General features: G+C 67.2%; 22 protein-coding genes. 3 read left to right on the top strand and 19 right to left on the bottom strand.

The annotated features are described in order from the left end of the window. Positions 1-117: 117 nt before the first annotated feature. Positions 118-831, bottom strand: a complete 714-nt coding sequence (locus tag CUJ89_RS01815) for a transposase (RefSeq protein WP_114175747.1) — start codon at positions 829-831, stop codon at positions 118-120. Positions 832-1,023: 192 nt separating this feature from the next. Here CUJ89_RS01815 and CUJ89_RS01810 point away from each other — a divergent pair, with 192 nt between their 5' ends. Then, entirely contained in the window at positions 1,024-1,755 is a 732-nt protein-coding gene (locus CUJ89_RS01810; RefSeq protein ID WP_114175745.1) for an OmpW/AlkL family protein, read from the top strand. A gap of 170 nt (positions 1,756-1,925) precedes the next feature. Here CUJ89_RS01810 and ugpQ read toward each other — a convergent pair whose 3' ends face one another. The 12 genes from ugpQ to CUJ89_RS01750 all read right to left on the bottom strand — a co-directional run bounded on the left by ugpQ (position 1,926) and on the right by CUJ89_RS01750 (position 14,077). Beyond that, entirely contained in the window at positions 1,926-2,690 is a 765-nt protein-coding gene (gene ugpQ, locus CUJ89_RS01805) for a glycerophosphodiester phosphodiesterase (protein ID WP_114175743.1), read from the bottom strand. 28 nt (positions 2,691-2,718) lie between these two features. Beyond that, positions 2,719-3,804: a sn-glycerol-3-phosphate import ATP-binding protein UgpC gene (locus CUJ89_RS01800; protein WP_114175741.1), complete on the bottom strand. Its 1,086-nt coding sequence runs from the start codon at positions 3,802-3,804 to the stop codon at positions 2,719-2,721. Between the two features lie 32 nt (positions 3,805-3,836). After that, positions 3,837-4,682, bottom strand: a complete 846-nt coding sequence (gene ugpE / locus CUJ89_RS01795) for a sn-glycerol-3-phosphate ABC transporter permease UgpE (RefSeq protein WP_114175739.1) — start codon at positions 4,680-4,682, stop codon at positions 3,837-3,839. Then, entirely contained in the window at positions 4,679-5,563 is an 885-nt protein-coding gene (gene ugpA / locus CUJ89_RS01790; protein WP_114175737.1) for a sn-glycerol-3-phosphate ABC transporter permease UgpA, read from the bottom strand. Before ugpA ends, ugpE begins: the two co-directional genes overlap by 4 nt. Positions 5,564-5,657: 94 nt before the next feature. After that, on the bottom strand, positions 5,658-6,992 hold the full coding sequence (gene ugpB, locus CUJ89_RS01785; RefSeq protein ID WP_114175734.1) for a sn-glycerol-3-phosphate ABC transporter substrate-binding protein UgpB: 1,335 nt from the start codon (positions 6,990-6,992) through the stop codon (positions 5,658-5,660). A gap of 90 nt (positions 6,993-7,082) precedes the next feature. Then, positions 7,083-8,291: a deoxyguanosinetriphosphate triphosphohydrolase gene (locus CUJ89_RS01780; protein ID WP_114175732.1), complete on the bottom strand. Its 1,209-nt coding sequence runs from the start codon at positions 8,289-8,291 to the stop codon at positions 7,083-7,085. A gap of 41 nt (positions 8,292-8,332) precedes the next feature. Further along, positions 8,333-9,412, bottom strand: a complete 1,080-nt coding sequence (gene aroB, locus CUJ89_RS01775; RefSeq protein WP_114175730.1) for a 3-dehydroquinate synthase — start codon at positions 9,410-9,412, stop codon at positions 8,333-8,335. Further along, positions 9,409-9,963 carry a shikimate kinase gene (locus CUJ89_RS01770; protein WP_114178456.1) on the bottom strand — a complete coding sequence of 185 codons (555 nt, stop codon included), beginning with the start codon at positions 9,961-9,963 and terminating at the stop codon, positions 9,409-9,411. Before CUJ89_RS01770 ends, aroB begins: the two co-directional genes overlap by 4 nt. A gap of 40 nt (positions 9,964-10,003) precedes the next feature. After that, positions 10,004-11,647, bottom strand: a complete 1,644-nt coding sequence (gene pilQ / locus CUJ89_RS01765; RefSeq protein ID WP_114175728.1) for a type IV pilus secretin PilQ — start codon at positions 11,645-11,647, stop codon at positions 10,004-10,006. Then, the gene (locus CUJ89_RS01760) at positions 11,644-12,513 is read right to left on the bottom strand and encodes a pilus assembly protein (RefSeq protein WP_114175726.1); all 870 of its coding nucleotides are present in this window, start codon (positions 12,511-12,513) and stop codon (positions 11,644-11,646) included. Before CUJ89_RS01760 ends, pilQ begins: the two co-directional genes overlap by 4 nt. Continuing rightward, positions 12,510-13,157 (bottom strand): fimbrial protein, encoded by a 648-nt coding sequence (locus CUJ89_RS01755; RefSeq protein WP_415859032.1) that lies wholly within the window; start codon positions 13,155-13,157, stop codon positions 12,510-12,512. The genes CUJ89_RS01760 and CUJ89_RS01755 overlap by 4 nt, the downstream gene beginning before the upstream one ends. Next, positions 13,154-14,077 carry a competence protein ComA gene (locus CUJ89_RS01750; protein WP_114175722.1) on the bottom strand — a complete coding sequence of 308 codons (924 nt, stop codon included), beginning with the start codon at positions 14,075-14,077 and terminating at the stop codon, positions 13,154-13,156. Before CUJ89_RS01750 ends, CUJ89_RS01755 begins: the two co-directional genes overlap by 4 nt. Positions 14,078-14,298: 221 nt before the next feature. Here CUJ89_RS01750 and CUJ89_RS01745 point away from each other — a divergent pair, with 221 nt between their 5' ends. Continuing rightward, positions 14,299-16,692, top strand: coding sequence for a penicillin-binding protein 1A (locus CUJ89_RS01745; protein WP_201752259.1), 2,394 nt, complete (start codon positions 14,299-14,301; stop codon positions 16,690-16,692). Between the two features lie 81 nt (positions 16,693-16,773). On the opposite strand, the gene cyaY is transcribed toward CUJ89_RS01745, so the two are convergent. Continuing rightward, on the bottom strand, positions 16,774-17,100 hold the full coding sequence (gene cyaY, locus CUJ89_RS01740) for an iron donor protein CyaY (RefSeq protein WP_114175718.1): 327 nt from the start codon (positions 17,098-17,100) through the stop codon (positions 16,774-16,776). Between the two features lie 36 nt (positions 17,101-17,136). Between cyaY and lptM the strand changes: the two genes are divergently transcribed. Next, complete coding sequence (gene lptM, locus CUJ89_RS01735) at positions 17,137-17,415, top strand: LPS translocon maturation chaperone LptM (protein WP_114175716.1); 279 nt, start codon at positions 17,137-17,139, stop codon at positions 17,413-17,415. A gap of 82 nt (positions 17,416-17,497) precedes the next feature. Here lptM and msrQ read toward each other — a convergent pair whose 3' ends face one another. The 5 genes from msrQ to CUJ89_RS01710 form a co-directional block, all read right to left on the bottom strand. Then, positions 17,498-18,184, bottom strand: a complete 687-nt coding sequence (msrQ, locus tag CUJ89_RS01730; protein WP_114175714.1) for a protein-methionine-sulfoxide reductase heme-binding subunit MsrQ — start codon at positions 18,182-18,184, stop codon at positions 17,498-17,500. Positions 18,185-18,204: 20 nt separating this feature from the next. Then, complete coding sequence (msrP, locus tag CUJ89_RS01725) at positions 18,205-19,200, bottom strand: protein-methionine-sulfoxide reductase catalytic subunit MsrP (protein ID WP_114178455.1); 996 nt, start codon at positions 19,198-19,200, stop codon at positions 18,205-18,207. Between the two features lie 159 nt (positions 19,201-19,359). Beyond that, entirely contained in the window at positions 19,360-20,550 is a 1,191-nt protein-coding gene (ccsB, locus tag CUJ89_RS01720; RefSeq protein ID WP_114175712.1) for a c-type cytochrome biogenesis protein CcsB, read from the bottom strand. A gap of 4 nt (positions 20,551-20,554) precedes the next feature. Beyond that, positions 20,555-22,771 carry a cytochrome c biogenesis protein ResB gene (locus tag CUJ89_RS01715; protein ID WP_114175710.1) on the bottom strand — a complete coding sequence of 739 codons (2,217 nt, stop codon included), beginning with the start codon at positions 22,769-22,771 and terminating at the stop codon, positions 20,555-20,557. Positions 22,772-22,893: 122 nt separating this feature from the next. Continuing rightward, positions 22,894-23,547 (bottom strand): c-type cytochrome, encoded by a 654-nt coding sequence (locus tag CUJ89_RS01710; RefSeq protein WP_114175708.1) that lies wholly within the window; start codon positions 23,545-23,547, stop codon positions 22,894-22,896. Positions 23,548-23,663 lie beyond the last annotated feature (116 nt).

Genomic DNA, 23,663 nt, shown 5'->3' with positions numbered 1-23,663 from the left:
ATCGAACCCTAATTAAACGAATGCTTCGATCTGGTGCTATTTTATTGGGGCCGTATCGTTTTGGTGCAAAAAGAAGCGGCGCCCGCAGCGCCGCCTCCTTCGACCGCCGTTCCCGCGTTACTGCTGGATCGGCGGCGTGTTCTCGCGCACCTTTCTGGGGCGTCCGCGCGGCAGCGGCGATACGCGCCGGTTTGCGGTACGCGCCGCCCACTCGCGGTAGTTCTCGCCGCCGAGCACCCAGCCCTTGAGCGTCGCCTGCTGCAACTGGTCGGCCTGCCGCTCGTCGAGCGGCTGCTCGCACAGCTCCTTGTACGCGCGCTGGCGATCGAACGGCGTATTGCCGAGCGCCCAGTAGAGCGGATGGTCGGTGATCAGGCTGTCGACGGTGAGCCCGACGTGATGCCGGTAGCTCGACCAGCGATAGGCTTCAGGCGTCGCGACGAGCTGCGAACGCACCGGGCTCATCTCGACCACGCGGCTCCCGAGCAGGAAATAGCGCTCGCCTTCGATCACGGTCGCCCGATAGCGGCCTTCCCACAGGGTGCCGCGCCGCGAATAGCGCCGGTTGAAATGCGCAACGTAGCGGCGGCCGACGGCCTGCATCGCTTTCGGCAGGCTTGCCTCGTCGCTTGGTGTCACGAGGAGTTGCACCTGGCGCGGCAGCAGCACGTAGGCGTGCACCGACAGGTGATGATCGCGTGCGGCGGCCTTCAGGCAATCGATGAAGAGCTCGTAGTCCTGGTCGTCGACGAACGCGGGTTGCTGATCCAGGCCGCGCAGTATCACGTGCTGCGGCTGGTCGGGAACGTAGAGTCGTGCTAACCGTGCCATGCTGAATGTCCGTTTGAACGCGTTAGGAAATACCCGGAGGTCCGAAAATGCGCACCTGCGTAGAATGCCTGCCCCGCGGCGCGCGAAAGCGTACGGTCGTACGAATCCTAGGGAGAAAACTCTAACTTACGAGCTTGTTTGGTTTTAAACGCAGTCGTCATAATGAGCACGCCTTTGATCGGAGGAGACACAATGAAACGAAAACTGGCCATTACGGGGGCTGCAGCGCTCGCATTCACGTTTGCGGGCGGTACGGCACATGCACAATCCGCAGGTGATTTCTACGTCAGCACCGGCTGGCTGCACCTTGCGCCACAGGACAGCAGCGACCCGCTATTCGTCTACGGCGTCGGCGGCACGCCCATCAATCAGTCCATCCCCAACACCGGCGCCGGTATCAGCGATGCCGACACGATCGGGCTGGCGACCGGCTATTTCATCACGGACCACATCTCCACCGAGCTGGTCATGGGGATTCCGCCAAAGTTCGACATCAACGGCAAGGGTCAGTTCGAAAGCTTCGGCAAACTCGGCACCGTCTACCAGTGGAGCCCGGCACTGTTGCTTCGCTACCACTTCAACGACGCCAACGCCAAGTTCCGCCCGTATGTCGGTATTGGCGCGACTTACGTCTGGTTCACCGGCGCAAAGATCACGAACAGCGCATTCGAGAACGGTGTGCTCGGCGGCCCGACCAGTGCAACCACCAGCAACCAGTGGGCGCCCGTCTTCAACGCCGGTTTCACGTACAACTTCACGAAGCACTGGTTCGCCGGCCTGTCGCTCTCCTACATCCCGGTCAGCGTGACCGCGACCTTCACGACGGCCCGCCGGACGCCGGTCGGGACGCTGACGGAAACGTCGAAGGCGCACATCTCGCTGAACCCGATCGTGACGTACCTGAACGTCGGCTACCGCTTCTAAGCGTAGTCGAATATTTGGGGAATGGTTAATCCTGCTGCAATTTGTAGCGGAATTTTCCTGGCGTAACGTCTCCACGATGCAAAACGCCCCGGCGGGAATCCCGTCAGGGCGTCGTTTTTTCGCGTCAGGCACGTTCCCGTCAAGGATTTCGCCGGGCGCAGCCGCAGACGCTAGACGAGGTCGTCCAGCGCATCGGGGCCAATCAGGTCGATCCGGTCCGTACAGACTGCGTCGACACCCCAGCGCACGAGTTCTCGCGCCCGTTCGAGATCGTTGACCGTATAGACCAGGATGCGCAGCCCAGCCGCCTTGATCGCGCGTACGAGCGGCGCGTCGAGCCGTTTGTGGTCTGCATGCAACGAAACGCAACCGAGCGCACCGACGGCCTGCGCATGCCAGTCGTCCGGCACGGCCTCGTAGAGCATCCCGCGCGGCAGCGCCGGCACGGTCGCGCGCGCCTGTTGCAGCGCGTCGAACGAGAACGACGACAGCAGCGGCGGGATGCCGGCATCGCGCCAGTAAGCGGCCGCGTCGGCCGCCACGCGCTGCCCTGTCTCGCGCTCGCGCCCCGGGCACGGCTTGATCTCGACATTCGCCGCCAGGCCCTGTGCGATGCAGCGCGCCGCCGCCGCCTCGAGGGTCGGTATCCGCTCGCCCGCGAAGCGCGCGTCGAGCCATGCGCCCGCGTCGAGCGCGGCCAGCGCCGCATAACGCATGCCCGCCGCCGCCCCGCGGCCGTTCGACGTCCGGTCGACCGTGTCGTCGTGCAGCAGGAACGTCACGTCGTCGGCCGACAGCTTCGCGTCGAACTCGACCATCCGGTGACCGCGTCGCGCGCCCTCGTCGAGCGCGGCGAGCGTGTTCTCCGGCGCGAGCGTGCCGCCGCCGCGATGGGCGACGACGCGCGGATAGGGCCAGTCGGTACGGGAAGTCATCGTCGGTCTCCCGGCAAGTGCAGCAGGTTCAGCCGGCACGCTTGCCGGTCTCGGGATCGAAGAAATGCAGCCGGTGCGCGGGCAGCGCGGCCGCCAGCGCCGTGCCGCGCGCGGGGCGGTCCGCGTGCGGCAGGCGCACCGCGACGTCGTGATTGCCCCAGCGGCCGTGCGCGAGATTGTCCGCGCCGAGCAGCTCGCACGAGTCGACGGGCAGCGCCGCCTGCGCGACGCCCGGCTGCGGCGTCATGTGTTCGGGACGCACGCCGAGCACCCAGTCGCGCCCGGTGGCGATCGCCGTGCCGATGCCGGGCGCGCCGGCGACCGGCAGCGCGGGGCCGCCGCCCGCAACCGTGAAGGTCGCGCCGTCATCCGACAGCCGGCCCTGCATCAGGTTCATCGCGGGCGAGCCGATGAAGCCCGCGACGAACACCGTCGCCGGCTTCTCGTACACGTCGACCGGCGCGCCGATCTGCTCGGCGTAGCCGCGATTCATCACGATCACGCGCTGCGCGAGCGTCATCGCCTCGATCTGGTCGTGCGTCACGTAGACGCTCGTCGTCGCGAGCCGCGCATGCAGCCGCTGGATCTCGAGCCGCATCTGCACGCGCAGCTTCGCGTCGAGGTTCGACAGCGGCTCGTCGAACAGGAACACCGATGGCTCGCGCACGATCGCGCGCCCCATCGCGACGCGCTGCCGCTGGCCGCCCGACAGCTCGCGCGGCCGCCGCGCGAGCAGCGGCTCGAGCTCGAGGATCTTCGCGGCTGCGGCCACCCGCGCGTCGATCGTCGCGCGCTCGATCCCGCGGATCTTCAGCCCGTAACCCATGTTCTGCGCAACCGTCATGTGCGGATACAGCGCATAGTTCTGGAACACCATCGCGATGTCGCGATCCTTCGGCTCCAGCGCATTGACGACGCGCTCGCCGATCGCGATCTCGCCGTCCGTCACGCTCTCGAGCCCCGCGATCATCCGCAGCAGCGTCGACTTGCCGCAGCCCGACGGGCCGACCAGCACGATGAATTCGCCGTCGGCGATCTCCACGTCGATGCCGTGCAGCACGTGCTGCTTGCCGTCGTAGGATTTCCTGACGCCCTTCAAGCTCAGCGCAGCCATACTTGGTCTATCTCCCGGTTGCCGTCCGTCATTTATTTCTCGGAATCGACGAGGCCGCGCACGAACCAGCGCTGCATCGCCAGCACGACGACGAGCGGCGGGATCATCGCCAGCAGCGTCGCCGCCATCACGTATTGCCATTCAGTCGCGGCATCGCCGCTCGCGATCATCGTCTTGATGCCCACCACCGCCGTCGACAGCGACGCCTCCGTCGTGATCAGGATCGGCCACAGATACTGGTTCCAGCCGTAGATGAACGTAATCACGAACAGCGCCGCGATGCTCGTCTTCGACAGCGGCAGCACGACGTCCCAGAAGAAGCGCAGCGGCCCCGCGCCGTCGATGCGCGCGGCATCCATCAGCTCGTCGGGCAGCGTCATGAAGAACTGGCGGAACAGGAACGTCGCGGTCGCCGACGCGATCAGCGGCAGCGTTAGCCCCGCATAGGTGTTCGTCAGGTGCAGCGTCGACACGACCTGCACGGTCGGGAAGATCCGCACCTCGACCGGCAGCATCAGCGTGATGAAGATCAGCCAGAACGCCGTGTTGCGGAACGGGAAGCGGAAATAGACGATCGCGTACGCCGACAGGATCGACATCGCGATCTTGCCGACCGCGATGCCGAGCGCCATCGCGAAGCTGTTCACGAGCAGGCGGCCGAACGGCGCCGTCGTGCCGCCGCTGCCGTGGTGCCAGATGTACGCGATGTTCTCGAACAGGTGCGTGCTCGGCACGAGCGATAGCGGCACCGTGAACACTTCCTGCGCGTTCATCGTCGCCGCGCAGAACGCGACGTAGACGGGGAACACGATCAGCACGACGCCCGCGATCAGCACCGCGTGGCAGAACAGGTCGAAGCCCTTGCGATTTTCGATCATGCGTATTGCACCCTGCGTTCGACGAAGCGGAACTGGATCACCGTGAGCCCGACGACGACGATCATCAGCACGACCGACTGCGCGCCCGAACTGCCGATGTCGAGCCCCTGGAAGCCCTCCGCGAAGATCTTGTAGATCAGCGTCTTGGTGCTCTGCGCCGGGCCGCCCCCGGTCGCCGCGTCGATCACCGGGAACGTATCGAAGAACGCGTAGACGAGGTTCACGACCAGCAGGAAGAAACTCGTCGGCGACAGCAGCGGCAGCACGATGTTGAAGAAGCGCCGCACCGGCCCCGCACCGTCGATCGCCGCCGCCTCGATCAGCGAGCGCGGGATCGCCTGCAGGCCCGCGTAGAAGAACAGGAAGTTGTAGCTCACCTGCTTCCACACCGATGCGAGCACGACGAGGGACATCGCCTGCCCGCCGTTCAGCGCGTGATTCCACACGATGCCGCCCTTCGCGAGCGCATACGTGATGAGGCCGATGCTCGGATTGAACAGGAACGCCCACAGCACGGCCGCAATCGTCGGTGCGACCGCGTACGGCCAGATCAGCAGCGTGCGGTACGCGCGCGCACCGCGGGTCACGCGATCGGCGCATGCGGCGAGCAGCAGCGACACGACGAGCCCGCTCACCGTCACGAGCGAGCTGAACACGAGCGTCGTGCGAAACGAATCGAGATACAGCGGGTCGGCGAACAGGTGCGTGAAGTTCGCGAAGCCGACGAATTCGCTCGACGTGCCGAACGCGTCCTGCATCTGCGTCGACTGCCACAGCGCGACGCCGGCCGGCCACAGGAAAAACACGGCGGTGATCGCGAGCTGTGGCGCGATCAGCAGGTACGGCAACAGGCTCGCACCGAAACGGGAACGGGATTGCATCGCGGATATCCGGTCAGGCGAAACGGAAAAGAAGCCGCGCCGCCGGACGCCGCGCGCATGCGCGGCGCGGCCGGCGGCGCGAAGCGATGCGTGCTTAGCCGCCCGACTTCTCGAAGCGGCGCAACAGCTCGTCGCCGCGCGAGGCCGCCGAATCGAGCGCGTCCTTCGGCGACTTCTTCTGCGCCCAGACCTGTTCGAACTCCTCGTCGACGACCGTGCGGATCTGCGGCATGTTGCCCAGGCGCAGCCCCTTCGTGTACGGCAGCGGCGGCTTGTTCAGCATCTGCTTGATCGCGGTTTCGGCGCTCGGGTTCTTCGCGTAGTAGCCCTGCTGGCGCGTGAGGTCGTACGCGGCGGTCGTCACCGGCAGGTAGCCCGTGTCCTGGTGCCACTTCGCGGCGACGGCCGGCGAGGCGAGGTAGGCGAGGAATTTCGCGACGCCCTTGTAGGTCGCCGGATCCTTGCCGGCCAGCACCCACAGGCTCGCGCCGCCGATGATCGCGTTCTGCGGCGCGCCCTTCACGTTCGCGTCGTACGGCATCATGCCCGTGCCGTAGCTGAACTTCGCGAATTTCTGCACGTTCGCGAGCGCACCCGACGACGTCGTCATGATCCCGCAGTCGCCGCTATAGAACTTCGCCGATGCCTCATCCTTGCGACCCGCGTACGTGAACGTGCCGTCCTTCGCCATCTGCTGCAGGAACGCGACATGCGCGATCTGTTGCGGCTTGTTGAATTCGAGCACGGCGTCGGCGCCGTCGAAGCCGTTGTTGCGGCTCGCGAACGGCAGCCCGTGCCATGCGCTGTAGTTCTCGAGCTGGATCCAGCCCTGCCAGCCGGTCGTGAAGCCGCACGCCATCCCCGACTTGCGCAGCTTCTCGGCATCGGCCTTCACGTCGGCCCACGTCTTCGGCGGCTGGTTCGGGTCGAGCCCGGCCTTCTTGAACGCGTCCTTGTTGTAGTACAGCACCGGCGTCGAGCTGTTGAACGGCATCGACACGAGATGGCCCGTCTTCGCATCGCTGTAGTAGCTCGAGATGGTCGGCACGAACGCCTTTTCGTCGAGCGGCACGCCGGCCTGCTTGAACACGTCGTAGACGGGCACGACGGCCTTCTTCGCCTGCATCATCGTGGCCGTGCCGACTTCATAGACCTGGACGATCGCCGGCGCGTTGCCGCTGCGATAAGCGGCGATGCCGGCCGCGAGCGCCTGGTCGTAGGTGCCCTTGAAGACCGGCACGATCTTGTAATCGCTCTGCGACGCGTTGAACTGCTCGGCGATCGCGTTGACCCGCTCGCCGAGCGCGGCCTCCATCGCATGCCAGAACTGGATCTCCGTTGCGGCGAACGCCGCGTGCTGCACACCGAACATCAGCGCGCCGCCGAGCGCGATCGAACGAACCAGGGTCCCCGCAGGCTTCTTCTTCATCGACCTCTCTCCTATGAAAACGTTACCAACAGCGTGTGCAACATTCCCGTCGCCATTGAACCGGCGAAGTCTAGTGATCGTTTGTGACAGTCAGTTGTCGTTGATGACGAACAGGCGCTGATACTCCTTCAGCGCGAAACGGTCGGTCATCCCGGCAATGTAGTGCGCGACGAGCCGCGGCTGCTGCGCGGGGTCGTCGGACTGGTACGGCGGCGGCAGCAGGCGCGGGTCGTCGATGAATGCGTCGAACAAGCCGGTAACGACGCGCTGCGCCTTGCTCGCCATGCGCATCACCTTGTAGTGGCGATACAGGTTCTTGAAGAGGAAGCGCTTGAGCGCGGCCGCCTGCGCGGCGACCGCTTCGCTGTGCGACACGAGCGGCGGCGCGGCACGCACGTCGTCGAGCGACGCCGGCGCAACGCGCGCAAGATTGCGCGTCGTCTCGTCGATCAGGTCGACGATCAGCGTATTGATGATGCGGCGCACCGTCTCGTGCACGAGACGGCGGCCTTCGAGGTGCGGGAATTCGGCGAGCGCCGCCTCGTAGTGGCGCTGCCACAGCTCGACTTCCGCGAGCTGCTCGATCGTGATCAGGCCGGAACGCAGGCCGTCGTCGACGTCATGGTTGTTGTAGGCGATCTCGTCCGCGATGTTCGCGAGCTGCGCTTCGAGCGACGGCTGGCGGCCCTGCAGGAAGCGCTCGCCGAGCGCGCCGAGCTTGCGCGCATTCTCGCGCGAGCAGTGCTTCAGAATGCCTTCGCGCGTCTCGAAGCACAGGTTCAGCCCGTTGAACGCACCGTAGTGCTCCTCGAGCTCGTCGACGACCGCGAGACTCTGCAGGTTGTGCTCGAAGCCACCGTGCTCGCGCATGCACGCATTCAGCGCGTCCTGCCCGGCATGGCCGAACGGCGTATGGCCGAGATCGTGCGCGAGCGAGATCGCTTCGACGAGATCCTCGTTCAGGCGCAGGTTACGTGCGACCGAACGCGCGATCTGCGCGACTTCGAGGCTGTGCGTGAGGCGCGTGCGGAACAGGTCGCCTTCGTGATTGACGAAGACCTGCGTCTTGTATTCGAGCCGGCGAAACGCGGTCGAATGGACGATGCGGTCGCGGTCGCGCTGGAATTCGGTGCGCGCCGCCGGCGGCGTTTCCGGATGGCGGCGGCCGCGTGACTGCAACGCGTGTGCGGCATACGGAGCGAGGTGGGCTTCCAGCGCCGCCAGCGTCGGCGGCTCGGCCACCGGCGTAGCGGATGCGCGGCTGGCCTCGGGCAGTTTGCTGCTGGATGTCTCGCTCACGTCTCCTCCATGTCAGGGGCGCCGGGGCATCCGGGTCGCCGTTAGCAGGTCGTCTGCGCCAGTGTAGCGAACACGGCTTCGTCCGGCGCCTGCGTGATCAGCGTATCGCCGAATCGCTTCAGCAGGATGAACTTGATCGCGCCGGCCTCGGCCTTCTTGTCGACGCGCATCAGGTCCATATAGCGCGCATCGCCGAGCGCGGGCCCGCGAGTCGGCAGATGCGCGGCCGCGATCACCGCGTCGAGACGCTGCCGCGACGCTTCGTCGAGCAGGCCGAGCCGCACCGACAGGTCACCCGCCATCACCATGCCGCAGCCGACCGCCTCGCCGTGCAGCCACTCGCCGTAGCCCAGCCCGGCCTCGATCGCATGGCCGAACGTGTGGCCGAAGTTCAGGATCGCGCGCAGGCCGCCTTCGCGCTCGTCGGCCGCGACCACACCCGCCTTGATCTCGCACGAGCGCTTCACGGCGTGCGCGAGCGCAGCCGGCTCGCGACGGTTCAGCGCGTCGATGTTCGCCTCGATCCAGTCGAAGAATTCCGCATCGGCGATCGCGCCGGTCTTGATGACCTCGGCGACGCCGGCCGCCAGTTCGCGATCGGGCAGCGTCGTCAGCGCGCCGATGTCCGCGATCACGGCCTGCGGCTGGTAGAACGCGCCGATCATGTTCTTGCCGAGCGGGTGGTTGATGCCCGTCTTGCCGCCGACCGACGAATCGACCTGCGACAGCAGCGTCGTCGGCACCTGGATGAACGGCACGCCGCGCATGTAGCACGCGGCGGCAAAGCCCGTCATGTCACCGACCACGCCGCCGCCGAGCGCGACGAGCGTCGTCTTGCGGTCCGCGCGGTCGGTGAGCAGGCCGTCGAAGATCAGGTTCAGCGTTTCCCAGTTCTTGTAGGCCTCGCCGTCCGGCAGCACGACCGTCGACACGCGCTTGCCGAGCGGCGCGAGCGCCGCGCGCAGCGCGTCGCCGTAGAGCGGATCGACCGTCGTGTTCGTGACGATCGTAACGGACGAACCCTTGATGTGAGGTGCGAACAGCTCGGCGCGGCCGATCAGGCCGGCGCCAATGTGAATCGGATAGGCGCGGTCGCCCAGATCGACGTTGACAGTAATCATGCTTGTAGCGGCTTGGCGATGACGCCGGCCAGTTCGAGTTGCATCAGCACCATGTTGACGAGACCGTTGACCGACGGGCGGCCGGTCTCGATGACGAAATCCGCGCATTCGCGGTACAGCGGGTCGCGCACTTCGTAAAGCGCTTCGAGACGCCCCTTCGGATCTTCGGTCTGCAGCAGCGGGCGGTTCTTGTCCTTGCGCGTGCGCAGCCACAGATCGTGCGGATTGGCACGCAGATAGATGACGATGCCGCCGCTTCTCAGGCAGTCGCGATTTTCCGGGCGCAGCACCGCGCCGCCGCCCGTCGCGAGCACGATGTTCTCGCGCTGCGTGAGGTCGGCGATCACCTGCGTTTCGCGATCGCGAAACCCGGCCTCGCCCTCCAGCTCGAAGATCACCGGAATGCGCGCGCCCGTGCGGGCCTCGATTTCGTGGTCGGAGTCGAAGAACGTCCTGTCGAGACGACGCGCGACCGCACGGCCCACGGTGGTCTTACCCGCTCCCATAAGGCCGACGAAAAATACGTTTGCATGTGGGTCCCGCGCTTGCAACGGCTTCCTCTGCTTCAATCTTGCTGGTGTGTGGCGCAGCTTACTGGCAAAGCGGCTGCCTTGTCGAGCCTGCGCCGGCGGCTTCCGGCCCCGTTTTCTCGGCATCCGCGCCGCCCGCGCCGCGCGCATCGCAGCGCGCATCGACGACGGTCGGTGTGATGAAGACGACCAGTTCGTTGCGCTGGTCGCGCTGCGCGCGGTGCCGGAAAAGCGCGCCCAGAAACGGTATTTTGCCCAAGAGCGGCACGCGCGTCACATCGTTCCGGTGCAGCTGCTCGTAGATCCCCCCGATCGCGACCGTCCCGCCATCCTCGACCTCGACGCGCGTCTGCACGTGCTTCGTATGGATCGCGGGGCCGGCCGCCGTCGGCTCGCCGACGCTGTCCTTCGTCACGTCCAGGTCGAGCACGACGCGCCCGTCCGGCGTGATCTGCGGCTCGACCTCGAGCTTGAGCGTCGCGCGGCGGAACTGCACGCCGCTCACGCCGTTGCCGACCTTGGCCTGATACGGCAGTTCCGAGCCCTGCTCGACGATGGCCTTGACGCGATCGGCGGTCACCACGCGCGGACGCGAAACGATCTGGCCCCGCCCCTGCGCCTCGAGCGCGCTCAATTCGACGTCGAGTACGCGGCTGAGCGGCGCGGCGAACAGCGTGAAGCCGGCGGTCGCCGCTTCGAAGCCGCCGAGCGGCCGCGCGGCAAGGTCGAGCGCGTTGCGCGTGTCCGTCGTGAAGGTGGCGCTCTCGCCCGACGACGGCCGCCCTTGCGCACGCAGCGCGACGCGTGCGCCGAGATTGCGCGAGAAGCCCTGCTCCCCCTCGACGATGCGGGCCTCGATCCGGACCTGCCGCGACGGCCGGTCGATCGCATCGATCAGGCTCGCGATCTGCACGATACGCGGCGCGAGATCGGTGACGAACAGCAGATTCGTGCGCGGATCGGCGGCCGCGGCGCCGCGCTTCGACAGCAGGCGCTGGCCGGTCGCGCCGGCCAGCAGCCGTTGCACGTCCTGCGCACGCGGGTAGTGCAGCGCGAACGTACGGCTCGCGAGCGGCTCCAGATCAGCGGCCCGCGCGTGCATTTCGAAACGCTCGCGTTCGCGCACGGCCAGTTCGGCCGCCGGCGTGACCCATATCACGTTGCCGCGCCGGGACATCGCGAGCCCGTGCGTGTCGAGCAGCGTGTCGAAGGCATCGCGCCAGCGGACATTGTTCAGACGTAACGTGACGGTGCCGCGCACCTGCCCGCCGACGACGATATTGAGCCCCGTGAACCGCGCGAACGCGTCGAATGCAGCCGCGAGCCCGGCGCCCTGCAGATTCAGCGAGATCCGCCGCGCGTCGTCCGCATCGCCGGGTTGCCGTGCCGCGGCGTCGCTCATGCGAGCCGGCGGCGCCAACGGGATCGGCGGCCCCTCCAACTGGGGAGCAGGAGCGGCGGTTTCCGCCTGAAGCGCCGCGTGAGCCGCCCGATCGAACGGCGGCGGGCCGGCCTCCGCCGATACGGCGCCGTCCACGCCATCGACCAGCCCTTGGGGCGGCGGCAGGCCCGACACCTGCGCAGCCATCGACGCGGCAGGCCAGACGGCCGGCAGCGGCGGTAACGACGCGCTTGCACCGGCCGCCGTCAATCCGGCCCAGACGGCGAGCGCCCGACCTCCGTACTTCGATCCGCACTTCGTCATGGCCGCTCCCCGTCGCCCAGGACGAGCCGGTGCGCCCCGTCCGCCGTCGCGAGCGTCACGGCCTCCGGATCGACACGCACCACACGCGCGGCGCCGAGCGCCTCGCCCGGCGCCACGGTCATGAACGCGCCGTCGCCGTCGTCGAACAGTGCGAGACCGGCACGCGCGTCGCGAATCGTGCCGGACAGGCGGGCGCCCTCGCCATCCGCTTCAGACGGGCCAGCCCCGCCGAATGGATCGGCGTCGAGGAGCGCAGCGGCCTGAGCCAGCGCCGTGCCACCTGCGGACGTTGCCGGCGACAGCCCCGGAAACACGTCGACCGACATTTCCACCCGCGCCGACTGCACTCCACGCTCGACACGCAGCGCCGACGGCACCGCCAGAACCGGGAAGCCCGCCAGCCTGCCGATCACGTGCAACAGCGCGCGAAAGTCGCCGTCCGCGACGATACGCACCGTACGCCGACCGCCCGGCGCCGCACCGTCCGCCAGCTGTGGTTCGATCGATACGCCACGCAGCCCGCTCGACGCAGCGAGATCGGCCAGTTCCAGCATCAGTGCGGCCCATTCCGGCGCACGCGACAAGCGATCGTCGCGCGCTGGCGCCGGATGTGCGTCGCGCTGCTGTCCAGCGGCCGCGAGGACGCGCTGCGCGTCGGCCGCACGCGCCTGCGCCGCTGCCAGTAACGTGCGACTGTGCGCGAGCCCGCTCCAGTCGGCGGCATTCGCCAGATGAATGCCGCCCGCCAGCACCACCGCGAACGCGAGCACGCAGCCGACGGCATGCGCAGCCGCCGGCGACACGCGCCGCATGCCGCCCGGCCATGCGGCGCCGCGCGGCGCGGCCCGATGCGCGATCGCCGTCATGGGCGACCTCCCGACGCTTCCCGCGACGGCATCGTGTCGTGCCAATGCAGTTGGACCGAGAACCGGAACGGCATCCCGGCCGCGGTGGCCCGAGCATCCGAAGCAGGCTTCAACGCATCTATATCGATCCGCCAGTCACGCTGCTCGCGTGCCATCCCGGCGAGCCATCGTGCGGCCGCCCGGTAACTCGTGGCGCGCGCGGCGAGCACGGCACCGGTCGACGTCGTGCGCAGCGCGTCGAGCCGGACGCTGTCGTCGCGCACCTGCGCCAGTGTCGCCAGCAGCCCTGCGACGCGCCGGTAAGGCGCGGCAAGCGCGGCTGCCTGCGCGTCGCGCTGCGCGATGACGGCGGCTGTATCAACGGCGCGCGTCACGGCATCCACCTGCGGTTGCAACTGCCTCAGCCGCGCCTCCACGCTTACGCGCTCGGCATCCGCGCGCCACCGCGACCAGGTGGCGGCGCCCGTCCACAGGCCGGCGCCGAGCACGCCAAGCAGGATCGCCGTACCGCACTGCGCGGCCCGGCGACGTCGCAACGCCTGCGCCAGCCGCTCGCGGTACGGCAGCAGGTTGAACCCGCCGAGCCCCGCACGATCGGCCGGAGCCGCTCCGGATACGCTTGCCGGCACACGCCCGGCCATCATTCCCACACCCCGCGCAACGCCAGCCCGAACGCGACGGCGAATGCCGGCCCCCCCGGCATGCCGGCGGGCGGGCACGGCTGCCCATCCCAGCCCGCGCAGTCGAACGGCACCGCAACCGCGCCGAGCACGTCGCCAATCTCGGCGACGGACGTACCGAAGCGGGCGATGCACCGCTCGTCCCCGGCCACGAGTACACAACGCACGGCCCCGAGCGCACGCCGGCGCAATGCATCGGAGAACGCCTCCGGCACGGCGCCGGACAGCGTGAGCACCGGTACGGCCACCGGGCCGTCGATTCGCCAGCCGTGCACGCCCGAGTCGCAGAACCAGAGCGCGGCGTAGGGGCCCTGCGCATCGAGTTCGAACTGCGCGGCATAGCGCAACGCGCGCAGCGCGGCGGCCGACTCGCCGTCGACCACCGTCAGGTCGACACCGGCCTGGGCGGCCACGTCGATCCGCCGTTCGAGCAGCGCCAGCGGGGCCACGGCAACCGCGATCTCGCCGGATCGCGCGCCGCCGTCCTGCCGCCAGTCGAACGCGAGACTGTCCGGCGCCAGCCCCGAGATGCGCTCGGCCGCCTGCCGCGCGGCGTCCGGGATGTCGTCGCGCCCGGCCAGGTCGAGCGTCGCGGTGCGCATCTCGTCATCGTGCAGCGCCATCACGCCGCGCGCCTCGCACCGCACGTCCGCCGCCGACAGCCGCGACACGGCTGCCGCCAGCGCACGCGCGACCGCGGCCCAGCGCGCATCTTCCGGCCCGCCCGCCAACCCGACCGGCTCCCGCTCGAGCCCCTCGATGCACACCTCCGCGACACGGCCGCGCCGGCTCAGCACGACCACCCTCACCTCGTCCGCACCGACGTCGATTCCCGTCGACCGGTGCCTGCCCTGCGCATACCGCGTCACCCATCGTCCCGCCATCCCAGCCTCCCGCGATCGTCGCGGCCCACGCCGCGTCTCCGAGGCCTGATTCTGCAAAGCGGCGTGCGCGGCCGACAGTCGGCCAAACGGCCAGCATCGGTTCGCGGAGGCCGCGCGCGGGCTATGCTGGCGGCATGCCAACCCGCGGCGTTCCGGCGGGCGGCCCCCCGCGTCAGGACCGGTCTTACCGGGCAGCTATAATCGCGGGACTGTTTTCCGGTATGCCTATGCAATCCACGACTCCTACGTCCCCGCCTCCTGCCCCGGAGCCGAAGAAGCGGCCCTGGTGGCAAAAAGTCCTGCTCGGCTTCGCCGCGATGTGCGTGGCCCTTGTCGTGGCCGGCGGCCTCGTGCTCGGCTACGCGCTCGTCGTCGCCTGGCCGAACATGCCGTCGCTCGACGCACTGACCGACTATCGCCCGAAGGTGCCGCTGCGCATCTATACGTCCGATCACGTGCTGATCGGCGAATTCGGCGAAGAACGCCGCGACGTCGTCCATTTCAAGGACGTGCCCGACTCGCTCAAGAAGGCGATCCTAGCGATCGAGGACGCGCGGTTCTACGATCACGGCGGCGTCGACCTCACCGGCATCATCCGCGCCGGCTTCGTCGCGCTGACGAACGGCCACGCGTCGCAGGGCGCGAGCACGATCACGATGCAGGTCGCGCGCAACTTCTTCCTGTCGAGCGAAAAGACCTACACGCGCAAGATCTACGAGATGCTGCTCGCGTACCGGATCGAGCGTGCGCTGACGAAGGATCAGATTCTCGAGGTCTACATGAATCAGATCTATCTCGGCCAGCGCGCGTACGGCTTCGCGAGCGCCGCACGGGTCTATTTCGGCAAGGACCTGAAGGACATCACGCTCGCGGAAGCGGCGATGCTCGCGGGGCTGCCAAAGGCGCCGTCCGCGTACAACCCGGTCGTGAACCCGAAGCGCGCGAAGGTGCGCCAGGAATACATCCTGCAGCGGATGCTCGAGCTGAACTTCATCACGCGCGAGCAGTACGACGAAGCCGTCGCGCAACCGCTCGTCGTCAAGGGCCCGGGCCGCGACTTCAGCGTGCACGCCGAGTACGTCGCGGAAATGGTCCGACAAATGATGTACGCGCAGTACCGCGAGGAAACCTACACGCGCGGTTTCAACGTCGTCACGACGATCGATTCCGCCGACCAGCAGGTCGCGTACACCGCGCTGCGCAAGGGCATCATGGATTACGAGCGCCGGCACGGCTATCGCGGGCCGGAAGGCTTCATCGAGCTGCCGGCCGGCGCCGACGACCGCGAACAGGCGATCGACGACGCCCTGCTCGAGCACCCCGACAACGGCGAACTGATTGCCGCCGTCGTCACGGCCGCGAGCCCGCGCCAGATCACGGTTGCGTTCATCGACGGCAGCAATGCGACGATCGAAGGCGACAACCTGCGGTTCGCGTCGGGCGCGCTGTCGGCCAATGCACAGCCGAACCGCCGCATCCGCCCCGGTGCGATCGTCCGCGTCGTGAAGAACGACGCCGGAAAATGGTCGATCACGCAGTTGCCGCAGGTCGAAGGCGCGTTCCTGTCGATCATCCCGCAGGACGGCGCGATCCGCTCGCTCGTCGGCGGCTTCGACTACAACAAGAACAAGTTCAACCACGTCACGCAGGCGTGGCGGCAGCCGGGTTCGTCGTTCAAGCCGTTCATCTACTCGGCGTCGCTCGACAAGGGCCTCGGGCCGGCAACCGTGATCAACGACGGCCCGCTGTATTTCAGCGCCGCCGAAACGGGCGGCCAGCCGTGGGAGCCGAAGAACTACGGCGGCGGCTTCGAAGGCCCGATGTCGATGCGCACCGCGCTGCAGCGCTCGCGCAACCTCGTGTCGATCCGGATCCTGAACCACATCGGCACGAAGTACGCGCAGCAGTACATCACGCGCTTCGGCTTCGACGCCGACCGCCATCCGGCCTACCTGCCGATGGCGCTCGGCGCGGGCCAGGTCACGGCGCTGCAGATGGCCGGTGCGTACTCGGTGTTCGCGAACGGCGGCTACCGCGTCAATCCGTACCTGATCGCCGAAGTCACCGATCCGAACGGCGCGATCGTCGCGCGCGCGCAGCCGCTCATCGCCGAGCAGAACGCGCCGCGCGCGATCGACGCGCGCAACGCGTACGTGATGAACAGCCTGCTGCAGAGCGTCGCGCAGCGCGGCACGGGCGCGCGGACCAATGTGCTGAAGCGCACCGACCTCGCCGGCAAGACCGGCACGACGAACGACTCGCACGACGCGTGGTTCGCCGGCTATCAGCACACGCTCGCCGCGATCGCGTGGATCGGCTACGACAATCCGCGCAGCCTCGGCGATCGCGAGACGGGCGGCGGCCTGTCGCTGCCCGTCTGGATCGACTACATGGGCGCGGCGCTGAAGGGGGTGCCCGAATTCAAGCCGACGGCCCCGGACGGCGTCGAATCGCTCGGCAGCGAGCTGTACTTCACCGAGTTCACACCGGGGCACGGCTTCGTGTCGACGGTCGGTGTGCCGCAGGCGCCGGCCGCGCAGAACGTCGACGAGGTGGCGCCGCACGTCGACGAGCAGGAAAAGCAGGACATCATGAACCTGTTCCGCGGCCACTGACACGCGGCCCGGACATGAAAAAAGCGCCCCGCGGGGCGCTTTTTCTTTGAATACGACGTTCGGGGCCCGGCGCCCCGGCCGTCACGCGCTGAACGTGATCGGCAGGCCGGCCTGCTGGGTTGCGTATTCGGTGAGCGCCGAGAAGAACTCGGTGCCCGAGCGCGTATCGCGCCATTCGCCGTCAACAAAACGGTAGTGGAATCCGCCCGCCTTCGCGGCGATCCACACTTCCTTCATCGGCGGCTGCAGGTTGACGATGATCTTCGAGCCGTTCTCGAACGTCAGCGTCAGGACGCTGCCGTTGCGCTCCAGATCGATGTCGTGGTCGCCGTCGTTCGCGGCGTCGACGGTACGCTCGACGGCCGTCAGCACGGCCTCGGCACGGGTCAGGTATTCGGTATCGGACATGCTAAACTCTATCGGTTCAATTGTTCAGGGACGATCATGCGAGTCGTTTTCCGGATGAGCGCGATTGTAGCGGCTTTGGCGATTCTTGCCGGCTGCGGTCAAAGCGGCGCGCTCTATCTGCCCACCGTGCCTCCGCTGCCCAAGCCGATCCAGCAACAGGATACGCCGCCGTCGGACGTGAAACCGACCGATGAAAACGCGTCGTCCGACAGTGTGCCCGATTCGTCCGGCACGCCGCTCACGCTGTCGCCCGAGCTGTCGAGCGGTGCATCGAAAATGCCCGCGCCGGCATCGAGCCCGGCCGTCGCGCAGTAACGACGCGACGCCGCCCGCGCGGCTCGCGAAGCAAGGCGATGACTTCCCGGTCATCGCCTTTTGTTTTTTTCAGGCCGCGCCGTCATGCGCGCACGCGCCGCCATCCCCATGCGACCAGCCGCCAGCCGAGCAGCGCAGCAACGATCGCGGCGTAAAGCTTCGGCTGCGCGAGATTGTGCTTGCCGGCCCTCATCCACCAGAAGTGCAGCACGCCGAACAGCGCGATCGCATAGATCGCGCTGTGCAGCGTCGCCCAGTGGCGGCCGAGCCGGCGCACCATCGCGCGCGGCGACGTCGCGGCAAGCGGGATCAGCAGCACGAACGCGGCAAAGCCGACCGTAATGAACGGGCGCTTGCCGACGTCCTTCAGGATCGCGGCGACGTCGAACCACTTGTCGAACCACAGGTAGGTCGTAAAGTGCAGCGCCGCGTAAAAGAACGCGAACAGCCCGATCATCCGGCGAAAGCGCAGCAGCGCCGCGAAGCCCGTCATGCGCCGAAGCGGCGTGACGGCAAGCGTGACACACAGCATCACGAGCGTCCACAGGCCGGTCGAGCGCGTGATGAATTCGATCGGGTTCGCGCCAAGCCGGTCGGTCAGCCCGAACAGCACGAGACGCGCGAGCGGATAGAGGCCGGCCGCGAAAACCAGCGCCTTGGCCGGCACGAGCCAGCGTGGCGCGGCGGTACGGATCGCACCGGCCCGCGCCGCGCGTGCAGCCGGTCCGGCGCCGGCTGCGCGCGCGGGCGTCAGCGTCGAAGGAGGCATGTCGTTTCTCACCGTCGCGCTCAAAAGTTCTTTTTCAGGTCCATGCCCTGATACATCGACGCGACCAGATCGCCGTAGCCGTTGAACATCAGCGTCTTGCGCTTCGGCGTGAAGAAGCCGTCCTCACCGATGCGCCGCTCGGTCGCCTGGCTCCAGCGCGGATGATCGACGTTCGGGTTCACGTTCGAATAAAAGCCGTACTCGTTCGACGCGTACGTGTTCCAGCTCGTCTTCGGCTGCTTGTCGACGAACCGGATCTTCACGAGCGACTTCGCGCTCTTGAAGCCGTACTTCCACGGCACGACGATCCGCACCGGCGCACCGTTCTGGTTCGGCAGCACCTGCCCGTAGACGCCCATCGTCAGCAGCGTCAGCGGATTCATCGCCTCGTCCATCCGCAGCCCTTCCGAATACGGCCAGTCGAGCACGGGCGTCGAGAGGCCCGGCATCTGCGACGGATCGGCCAGCGTGATGAACTGCACGTATTTCGCGTTGCCGGTCGGCTGCACGCGCTTGATCAGCTCGGACAGCGGCACGCCGATCCACGGAATCACCATCGACCATCCCTCGACGCAGCGCAGCCGGTACACGCGCTCCTCGAGCGGCGCGAGCTTCAGCAGCTCATCGAGATCGAACACCTTCGGATGCTGCACCTCGCCCTCGACGCTCACGCGCCACGGGCGCGGCCGCAGCGTGCCGGCGTTCTGCGCCGGGTCGCTCTTGTCGGTGCCGAATTCGTAGAAGTTGTTGTAGGACGTGATGTCCTTGAACGGCGTCACCTTGTCGGCCGCGACGAACTTCGGGTTCGTTTTTGCCGCGAGCTTCGCCGCCCGCGCGTCGGGCGACGCGTACGCGGCGAATGCCGGGCCACTGCCGCCGAGCAGCCCGCCCGCCGCCGCGAGGCCGGCCGCCTGCAGGACGCGCCGCCGGTTCTCGAATACCGCGCGCGGCGTGATCTCGCTGGGCGCAATATCGCCGCCGGTCAGTACATTACGCAAAGGGCGTTTGATCCACATCGTGCTGCTCCTCCTGCACGCGCCGCGCGCATGCTTCATGAGCGTTCGACCCGACCCGTCATGCGCCGTTCGACGCCCGGATCGCCCGCCCGTTACAAAGCAAAACCGCCGGGCACGCAGTGCACCGGCGGTCTTGTAGTCGGACGAGCGGCGGAAATCTTACAGCTTGCCGTAGCTGTGCAGCCCGGACAGGAACATGTTGACGCCGAGGAACGCGAACGTCGTCACGAGCAGGCCCGTGAGTGCCCACCATGCGGCAACTGCGCCGCGCAGGCCCTTCATCAACCGCATGTGCAGCCACGCCGCGTAGTTGAGCCACACGATCAGCGCCCAGGTTTCCTTCGGGTCCCAGCTCCAGTAGCCGCCCCATGCCTCGGCCGCCCACAGCGCGCCGAGGATCGTCGCGATCGTGAAGAACGCGAAACCGACCGCGATCGACTTGTACATCACGTCGTCGAGCACCTCGAGCGTCGGCAGGCGATCGGCGAGCACGCCGCGCTCCTTCATCAGGTACGCGACCGACACCATAGCCGACAGCGCGAAGCTGCCGTAGCCGATGAAGTTCGCCGGCACGTGGATCTTCATCCACCAGCTTTGCAGTGCCGGCACGAGCGGCTGGATCTGCTGCGCATCGCGCGCGACCGAGTACCACATCAGGAAGCCGACCGCCGCACTGATGACCAGCAGCACGAACGCGCCCAGCGCACGCGTGCCGTAATGGCCTTCGTAATACAGGTACAGCAGTGCGGTGATCAGGCTGAACAGCACGAACACTTCGTAGAGGTTCGACACGGGGATATGCCCGACGTCGGCGCCGATCAGGTAGGACTCGTACCAGCGCACCATCAGCCCCGTGAAGCCCATCAGCACCGCGAACCACGTGAGCTTCTGGCCGATCGCGGAGCCCGATTCCGAGCGCGCGAGCAGGCCGATCCAGTAGAAGATCGTCGCGAGCACGAACAGCGCACTCATCCACAGGATCGCCGACTGGCTCGACAGGAAGTACTTGAGGAAGAACGCCGAATCGGCGCGGGCGAGATCGCCCTGGTAGATCTGGATCGACAGCAGCGACATCACGGCGATCGACGCCATCATCAGCCGAGCGGGCTTCCAGCGCCAGCCGAGCGTGACGAGCGCCGGCACGGCGCCGACCATCACCGCCTTGTCGTAGTAATCCATGTGCGCGTTGTAGTGCACGAACGCATAGCCCGCGCCCGCCACGAGCGCCAGTGCGAACAGCCAGTCGAACAGCGACAGGCGCGCGAGGAACGGACGCTCGTCGAACAGCGGTGCCGAAATCGGAGCCTGGGCCGACGCCCGATGGGAAGAGGAGACTTGCGTGAGATCCATGATGTTACCGGGTGGAATTCTCGGAATCGGAACCGCCGCCGGCAGGCGGGCGGGCCGTCGATGCCGCGCCAGCGGGCGCGGCGTCGCGAGGTGCGGCGCGCAAGGCGATGCCGGCCGCGTCGCGCGTCTGCACGAATTCTTTCTCGAAATCGAAGGTCTTGCGGGCCGAGGACATCGCCATCACCACATCGACGCCCGAACCGGCGTCCTTGAGCCAAAACCAGAGGCGCCGCTCGCGCACGTAGAACATCGAGAAGATGCCGGCGACCAGCAGCAGGCTGCCAAGATACACCAGATTCTTGCCGGGTGCGCGCGTCAACTGAAATACCGAAGCTTGCACCTGCTTGAATGAGTCAAGCTGCAGATAGACGGGCGATCCATACAGAAAGCTGTCGGATAGCGCATTGATCGCGTTCTGCACGAAGCGGATCGTGTCGGTGCCCTGTTGGGCGGCCGGCTCGCCGGCACGCTCACGCGCGATTTGCCACACCTCCCACATCGAGCCCTCGAGCATCCGCAGCAGCAGGCTCGCGGCCTTCTCCTGCTCGGCCTTCGGCACCGAGCGGTCGATGAACGTCGCCACGGCCTGGAAGCCGCCGATCGGCTGGCCGTCGGCCCCGCGGCCGACGCTGTCATCACTCGCCGCAAAAAGGGTCAGCACCTTCGAGGCGCTATCCTGCAGGCGGCCGCGCAGCGATGCGTCGGTGCCCGGCAGCGAGCGCTGCGCGAAGCGCGCGGCGGCTTCGGCGCGCACGGCCGGATCCTCGAGCGCGGCGCGCAGGCGCATCCATTCTCCGATCGAATCCTGGCTGTCGGCCGGGATCCGCATGTAGCGGAACGGATCGTTCGGGCTCGCGCGCACGCCGGCGAGGAACACGCGCTCGCCGTTCATGTCGACGGGCAGCATGTAGTTGTTGAATTCGCGCGCCTGGCCGTCCTTGCCGCGGATCTTGTACTGCACGGACGGGCCGATGTTATGGAGTTGTGTCGGCTTCGACGTCTTCGCGCCGGAGCCGAGGCGTTCGTCGAACGCCTCCTTCAGCGACGCCGTCTTCGCGACACCGCGCACGTCCAGCTTGCCGTTCGCGTCGGCCATGTTCTCGACGTTGATCGCGCGGAAATCGGCGAACTCGATCGTGTCGCCGCCGGCGCCCGGCATCTGCAGCGGCGCCGAACTGCCGATCGTGCCCTGCACCGGGAAGGTCTTCGCGTTGCCGCCCGTCATCGGGTAGGCCGTCATCTGCATTTGCGAGCCGCCGTCCTGGAAGCTCGACTGGTAGATCGACACGCCCTTGTACGTGAACGGCTTGTTGACCTCGACGCGCGCCGGGATCTTCTGGCCGGTCTCGCGATCGATCACGACGATGTCGCTCGCGAACAGCTTCGGCATGCCCGTCGTGTAGTAGTCGACGATGAACTTGTTGAGCTGGATCGAGAACGGCAGGTCCTGGATCAGCGAGCCGCTCGGCTGGTTCAGGATCGCGGTCGACACGAACTGGCCCTCGGGCACCCACGCATAGCCGCGGAACGTCGGGTTCGATGCGGACAGGCGATGGTCGGGCGAGATATCGCTGATCGTCGCGCTCGTGTTGACCGGGCTCTTGCCGAACATCCACATCTGGAATTTGATCGGCAGGTTGCTGTCGAGCAGGCCGCCGATACAGATCACGACGATCGCGAGGTGAGCGGAGATGTAGCCCCACTTGGTCATCGCGCCGCACTTCGCGGAGATCAGCGTCGCGCCGTCGGTTTCGCGCACGACGTGCTTGTAGCCGGCCTTGGTGACGAACGTGGCGAGCGTCGCCGCGACGGTCGCGCGCGTGCCGGAGGTCGTGTACTCGGCCTTGTGGTGGAACGCGCGCAGGCTGCCTTCGCGGACCTTGTCCTTCCAGCTCTTCGCATCGGCGAGCATCTTCGGCGCGTTGCGGATCACGCACAGCGAGACCGACGTGACGAGAAAGATCAGGATCAGCATGAACCACCACGCGCTGTACACGTTGTACAGGCCGAGCGAGCGGAAGATGTCCGCCCAGAACGGCCCGAACTGGTTCACGTAGTTCGGATACGGATCGTCCTGGGTCAGGACCGTGCCGATGATGCTCGCAATCGACAGCACCACCAGCAGCGCAATCGCGAAACGCATCGAGCTCAGCAGCTCGACCGCGCGCTTCGACGCACCCTGACCCGACTTCGACTGCAACCCCGACGTGGTAACGCTCATTCAAACTCCGACTGACAACAAAAAAGGGCAAGGCGGCCGCGACGGCGCGGCGCCCCACCCTTTTCTTGTTCTGACTCCGGCCGCCCTTCGAGCGGCCGGTCATTCCATTCGCGGCTGACCGATCAACGCAGGCCCGCGATGTAATCTGCGACGGCCTTGATCTCGTTGTCCGACAGACGCGTCGAGATCTGGTGCATCGCCTCGTTGTTGTTGCGCGCGCCGGCACCCTGCTGGAACGCGGCCAACTGCGCGACCGTGTAATCGGCCCATTGCCCCGACAGGCGCGGGTACTGGACCGGGATCCCTTGCCCTGTCGGCCCGTGGCAGCTCGCGCAGGCCGGTACGCCCTTCTCCGCGATGCCGCCGCGATAGATCTTCTGGCCGATCGGCACGGTCGCCGCATCGCGTGCGGTGCCGAGCTTTGTCGTCTGCGACCCGTAGTACGCGGCGACGTTGCGCATGTCGTCCGCGCTCAGCGCACTCGCGAATCCGACCATTACCGCGTTGGTACGCACCGGCCCCTTCGCGCCCGGCTGCGTCTTGAAGTCGTTCAACTGCTTGACCAGATATTCGGGATGCTGGCCGGCAAGCTTCGGGAAACTGCCCGACGCGCTATTGCCGTCGGCGCCGTGACACGACGCGCAGACCTGCCCGGCAATCGCCTTGCCGCGGTCGAGATCCGGCTTTGCCGCATCCGCCGCGTTTGCCTCCGCTACGAAACCTACGAACCCTGCTGCAACCTGAAGCACCATCAGAGACTTGCACAGTCGATTCATTCGCACACCCTGTTTCGTCTTGTGGGAATTTGAGGTTCTGCAAAAAACGACGGCAATCAGTCTACCGCAGAAGCCGCATAAAAGCGCGAGGCAGGCGCCCGGAGGCCTTCGGTAAA

Source organism: Burkholderia pyrrocinia, assembly GCF_003330765.1.
GTDB lineage: Bacteria > Pseudomonadota > Gammaproteobacteria > Burkholderiales > Burkholderiaceae > Burkholderia > Burkholderia pyrrocinia_B.
The sequence above is the reverse complement of the archived record's forward strand: the minus strand, read 5'-3'. Positions and strand labels throughout refer to the sequence as shown.

Excerpts from the sequence above, each read along its gene's own strand:
- CUJ89_RS01815 (WP_114175747.1), bottom strand. The coding sequence starts at position 831 with ATGGCACGGTTAGCACGACTCTACGTTCCCGACCAGCCGCAGCACGTG.
- CUJ89_RS01810 (WP_114175745.1), top strand. The coding sequence starts at position 1,024 with ATGAAACGAAAACTGGCCATTACGGGGGCTGCAGCGCTCGCATTCACG.
- ugpQ (WP_114175743.1), bottom strand. The coding sequence starts at position 2,690 with ATGACTTCCCGTACCGACTGGCCCTATCCGCGCGTCGTCGCCCATCGC.
- CUJ89_RS01800 (WP_114175741.1), bottom strand. The coding sequence starts at position 3,804 with ATGGCTGCGCTGAGCTTGAAGGGCGTCAGGAAATCCTACGACGGCAAG.
- ugpE (WP_114175739.1), bottom strand. The coding sequence starts at position 4,682 with ATGATCGAAAATCGCAAGGGCTTCGACCTGTTCTGCCACGCGGTGCTG.
- ugpA (WP_114175737.1), bottom strand. The coding sequence starts at position 5,563 with ATGCAATCCCGTTCCCGTTTCGGTGCGAGCCTGTTGCCGTACCTGCTG.
- ugpB (WP_114175734.1), bottom strand. The coding sequence starts at position 6,992 with ATGAAGAAGAAGCCTGCGGGGACCCTGGTTCGTTCGATCGCGCTCGGC.
- aroB (WP_114175730.1), bottom strand. The coding sequence starts at position 9,412 with ATGATTACTGTCAACGTCGATCTGGGCGACCGCGCCTATCCGATTCAC.
- pilQ (WP_114175728.1), bottom strand. The coding sequence starts at position 11,647 with ATGACGAAGTGCGGATCGAAGTACGGAGGTCGGGCGCTCGCCGTCTGG.
- CUJ89_RS01760 (WP_114175726.1), bottom strand. The coding sequence starts at position 12,513 with ATGACGGCGATCGCGCATCGGGCCGCGCCGCGCGGCGCCGCATGGCCG.
- CUJ89_RS01755 (WP_415859032.1), bottom strand. The coding sequence starts at position 13,157 with ATGATGGCCGGGCGTGTGCCGGCAAGCGTATCCGGAGCGGCTCCGGCC.
- CUJ89_RS01750 (WP_114175722.1), bottom strand. The coding sequence starts at position 14,077 with ATGGCGGGACGATGGGTGACGCGGTATGCGCAGGGCAGGCACCGGTCG.
- CUJ89_RS01745 (WP_201752259.1), top strand. The coding sequence starts at position 14,299 with ATGCCTATGCAATCCACGACTCCTACGTCCCCGCCTCCTGCCCCGGAG.
- cyaY (WP_114175718.1), bottom strand. The coding sequence starts at position 17,100 with ATGTCCGATACCGAATACCTGACCCGTGCCGAGGCCGTGCTGACGGCC.
- lptM (WP_114175716.1), top strand. The coding sequence starts at position 17,137 with ATGCGAGTCGTTTTCCGGATGAGCGCGATTGTAGCGGCTTTGGCGATT.
- msrQ (WP_114175714.1), bottom strand. The coding sequence starts at position 18,184 with ATGCCTCCTTCGACGCTGACGCCCGCGCGCGCAGCCGGCGCCGGACCG.
- msrP (WP_114178455.1), bottom strand. The coding sequence starts at position 19,200 with ATGTGGATCAAACGCCCTTTGCGTAATGTACTGACCGGCGGCGATATT.
- ccsB (WP_114175712.1), bottom strand. The coding sequence starts at position 20,550 with ATGGATCTCACGCAAGTCTCCTCTTCCCATCGGGCGTCGGCCCAGGCT.
- CUJ89_RS01715 (WP_114175710.1), bottom strand. The coding sequence starts at position 22,771 with ATGAGCGTTACCACGTCGGGGTTGCAGTCGAAGTCGGGTCAGGGTGCG.
- CUJ89_RS01710 (WP_114175708.1), bottom strand. The coding sequence starts at position 23,547 with ATGAATCGACTGTGCAAGTCTCTGATGGTGCTTCAGGTTGCAGCAGGG.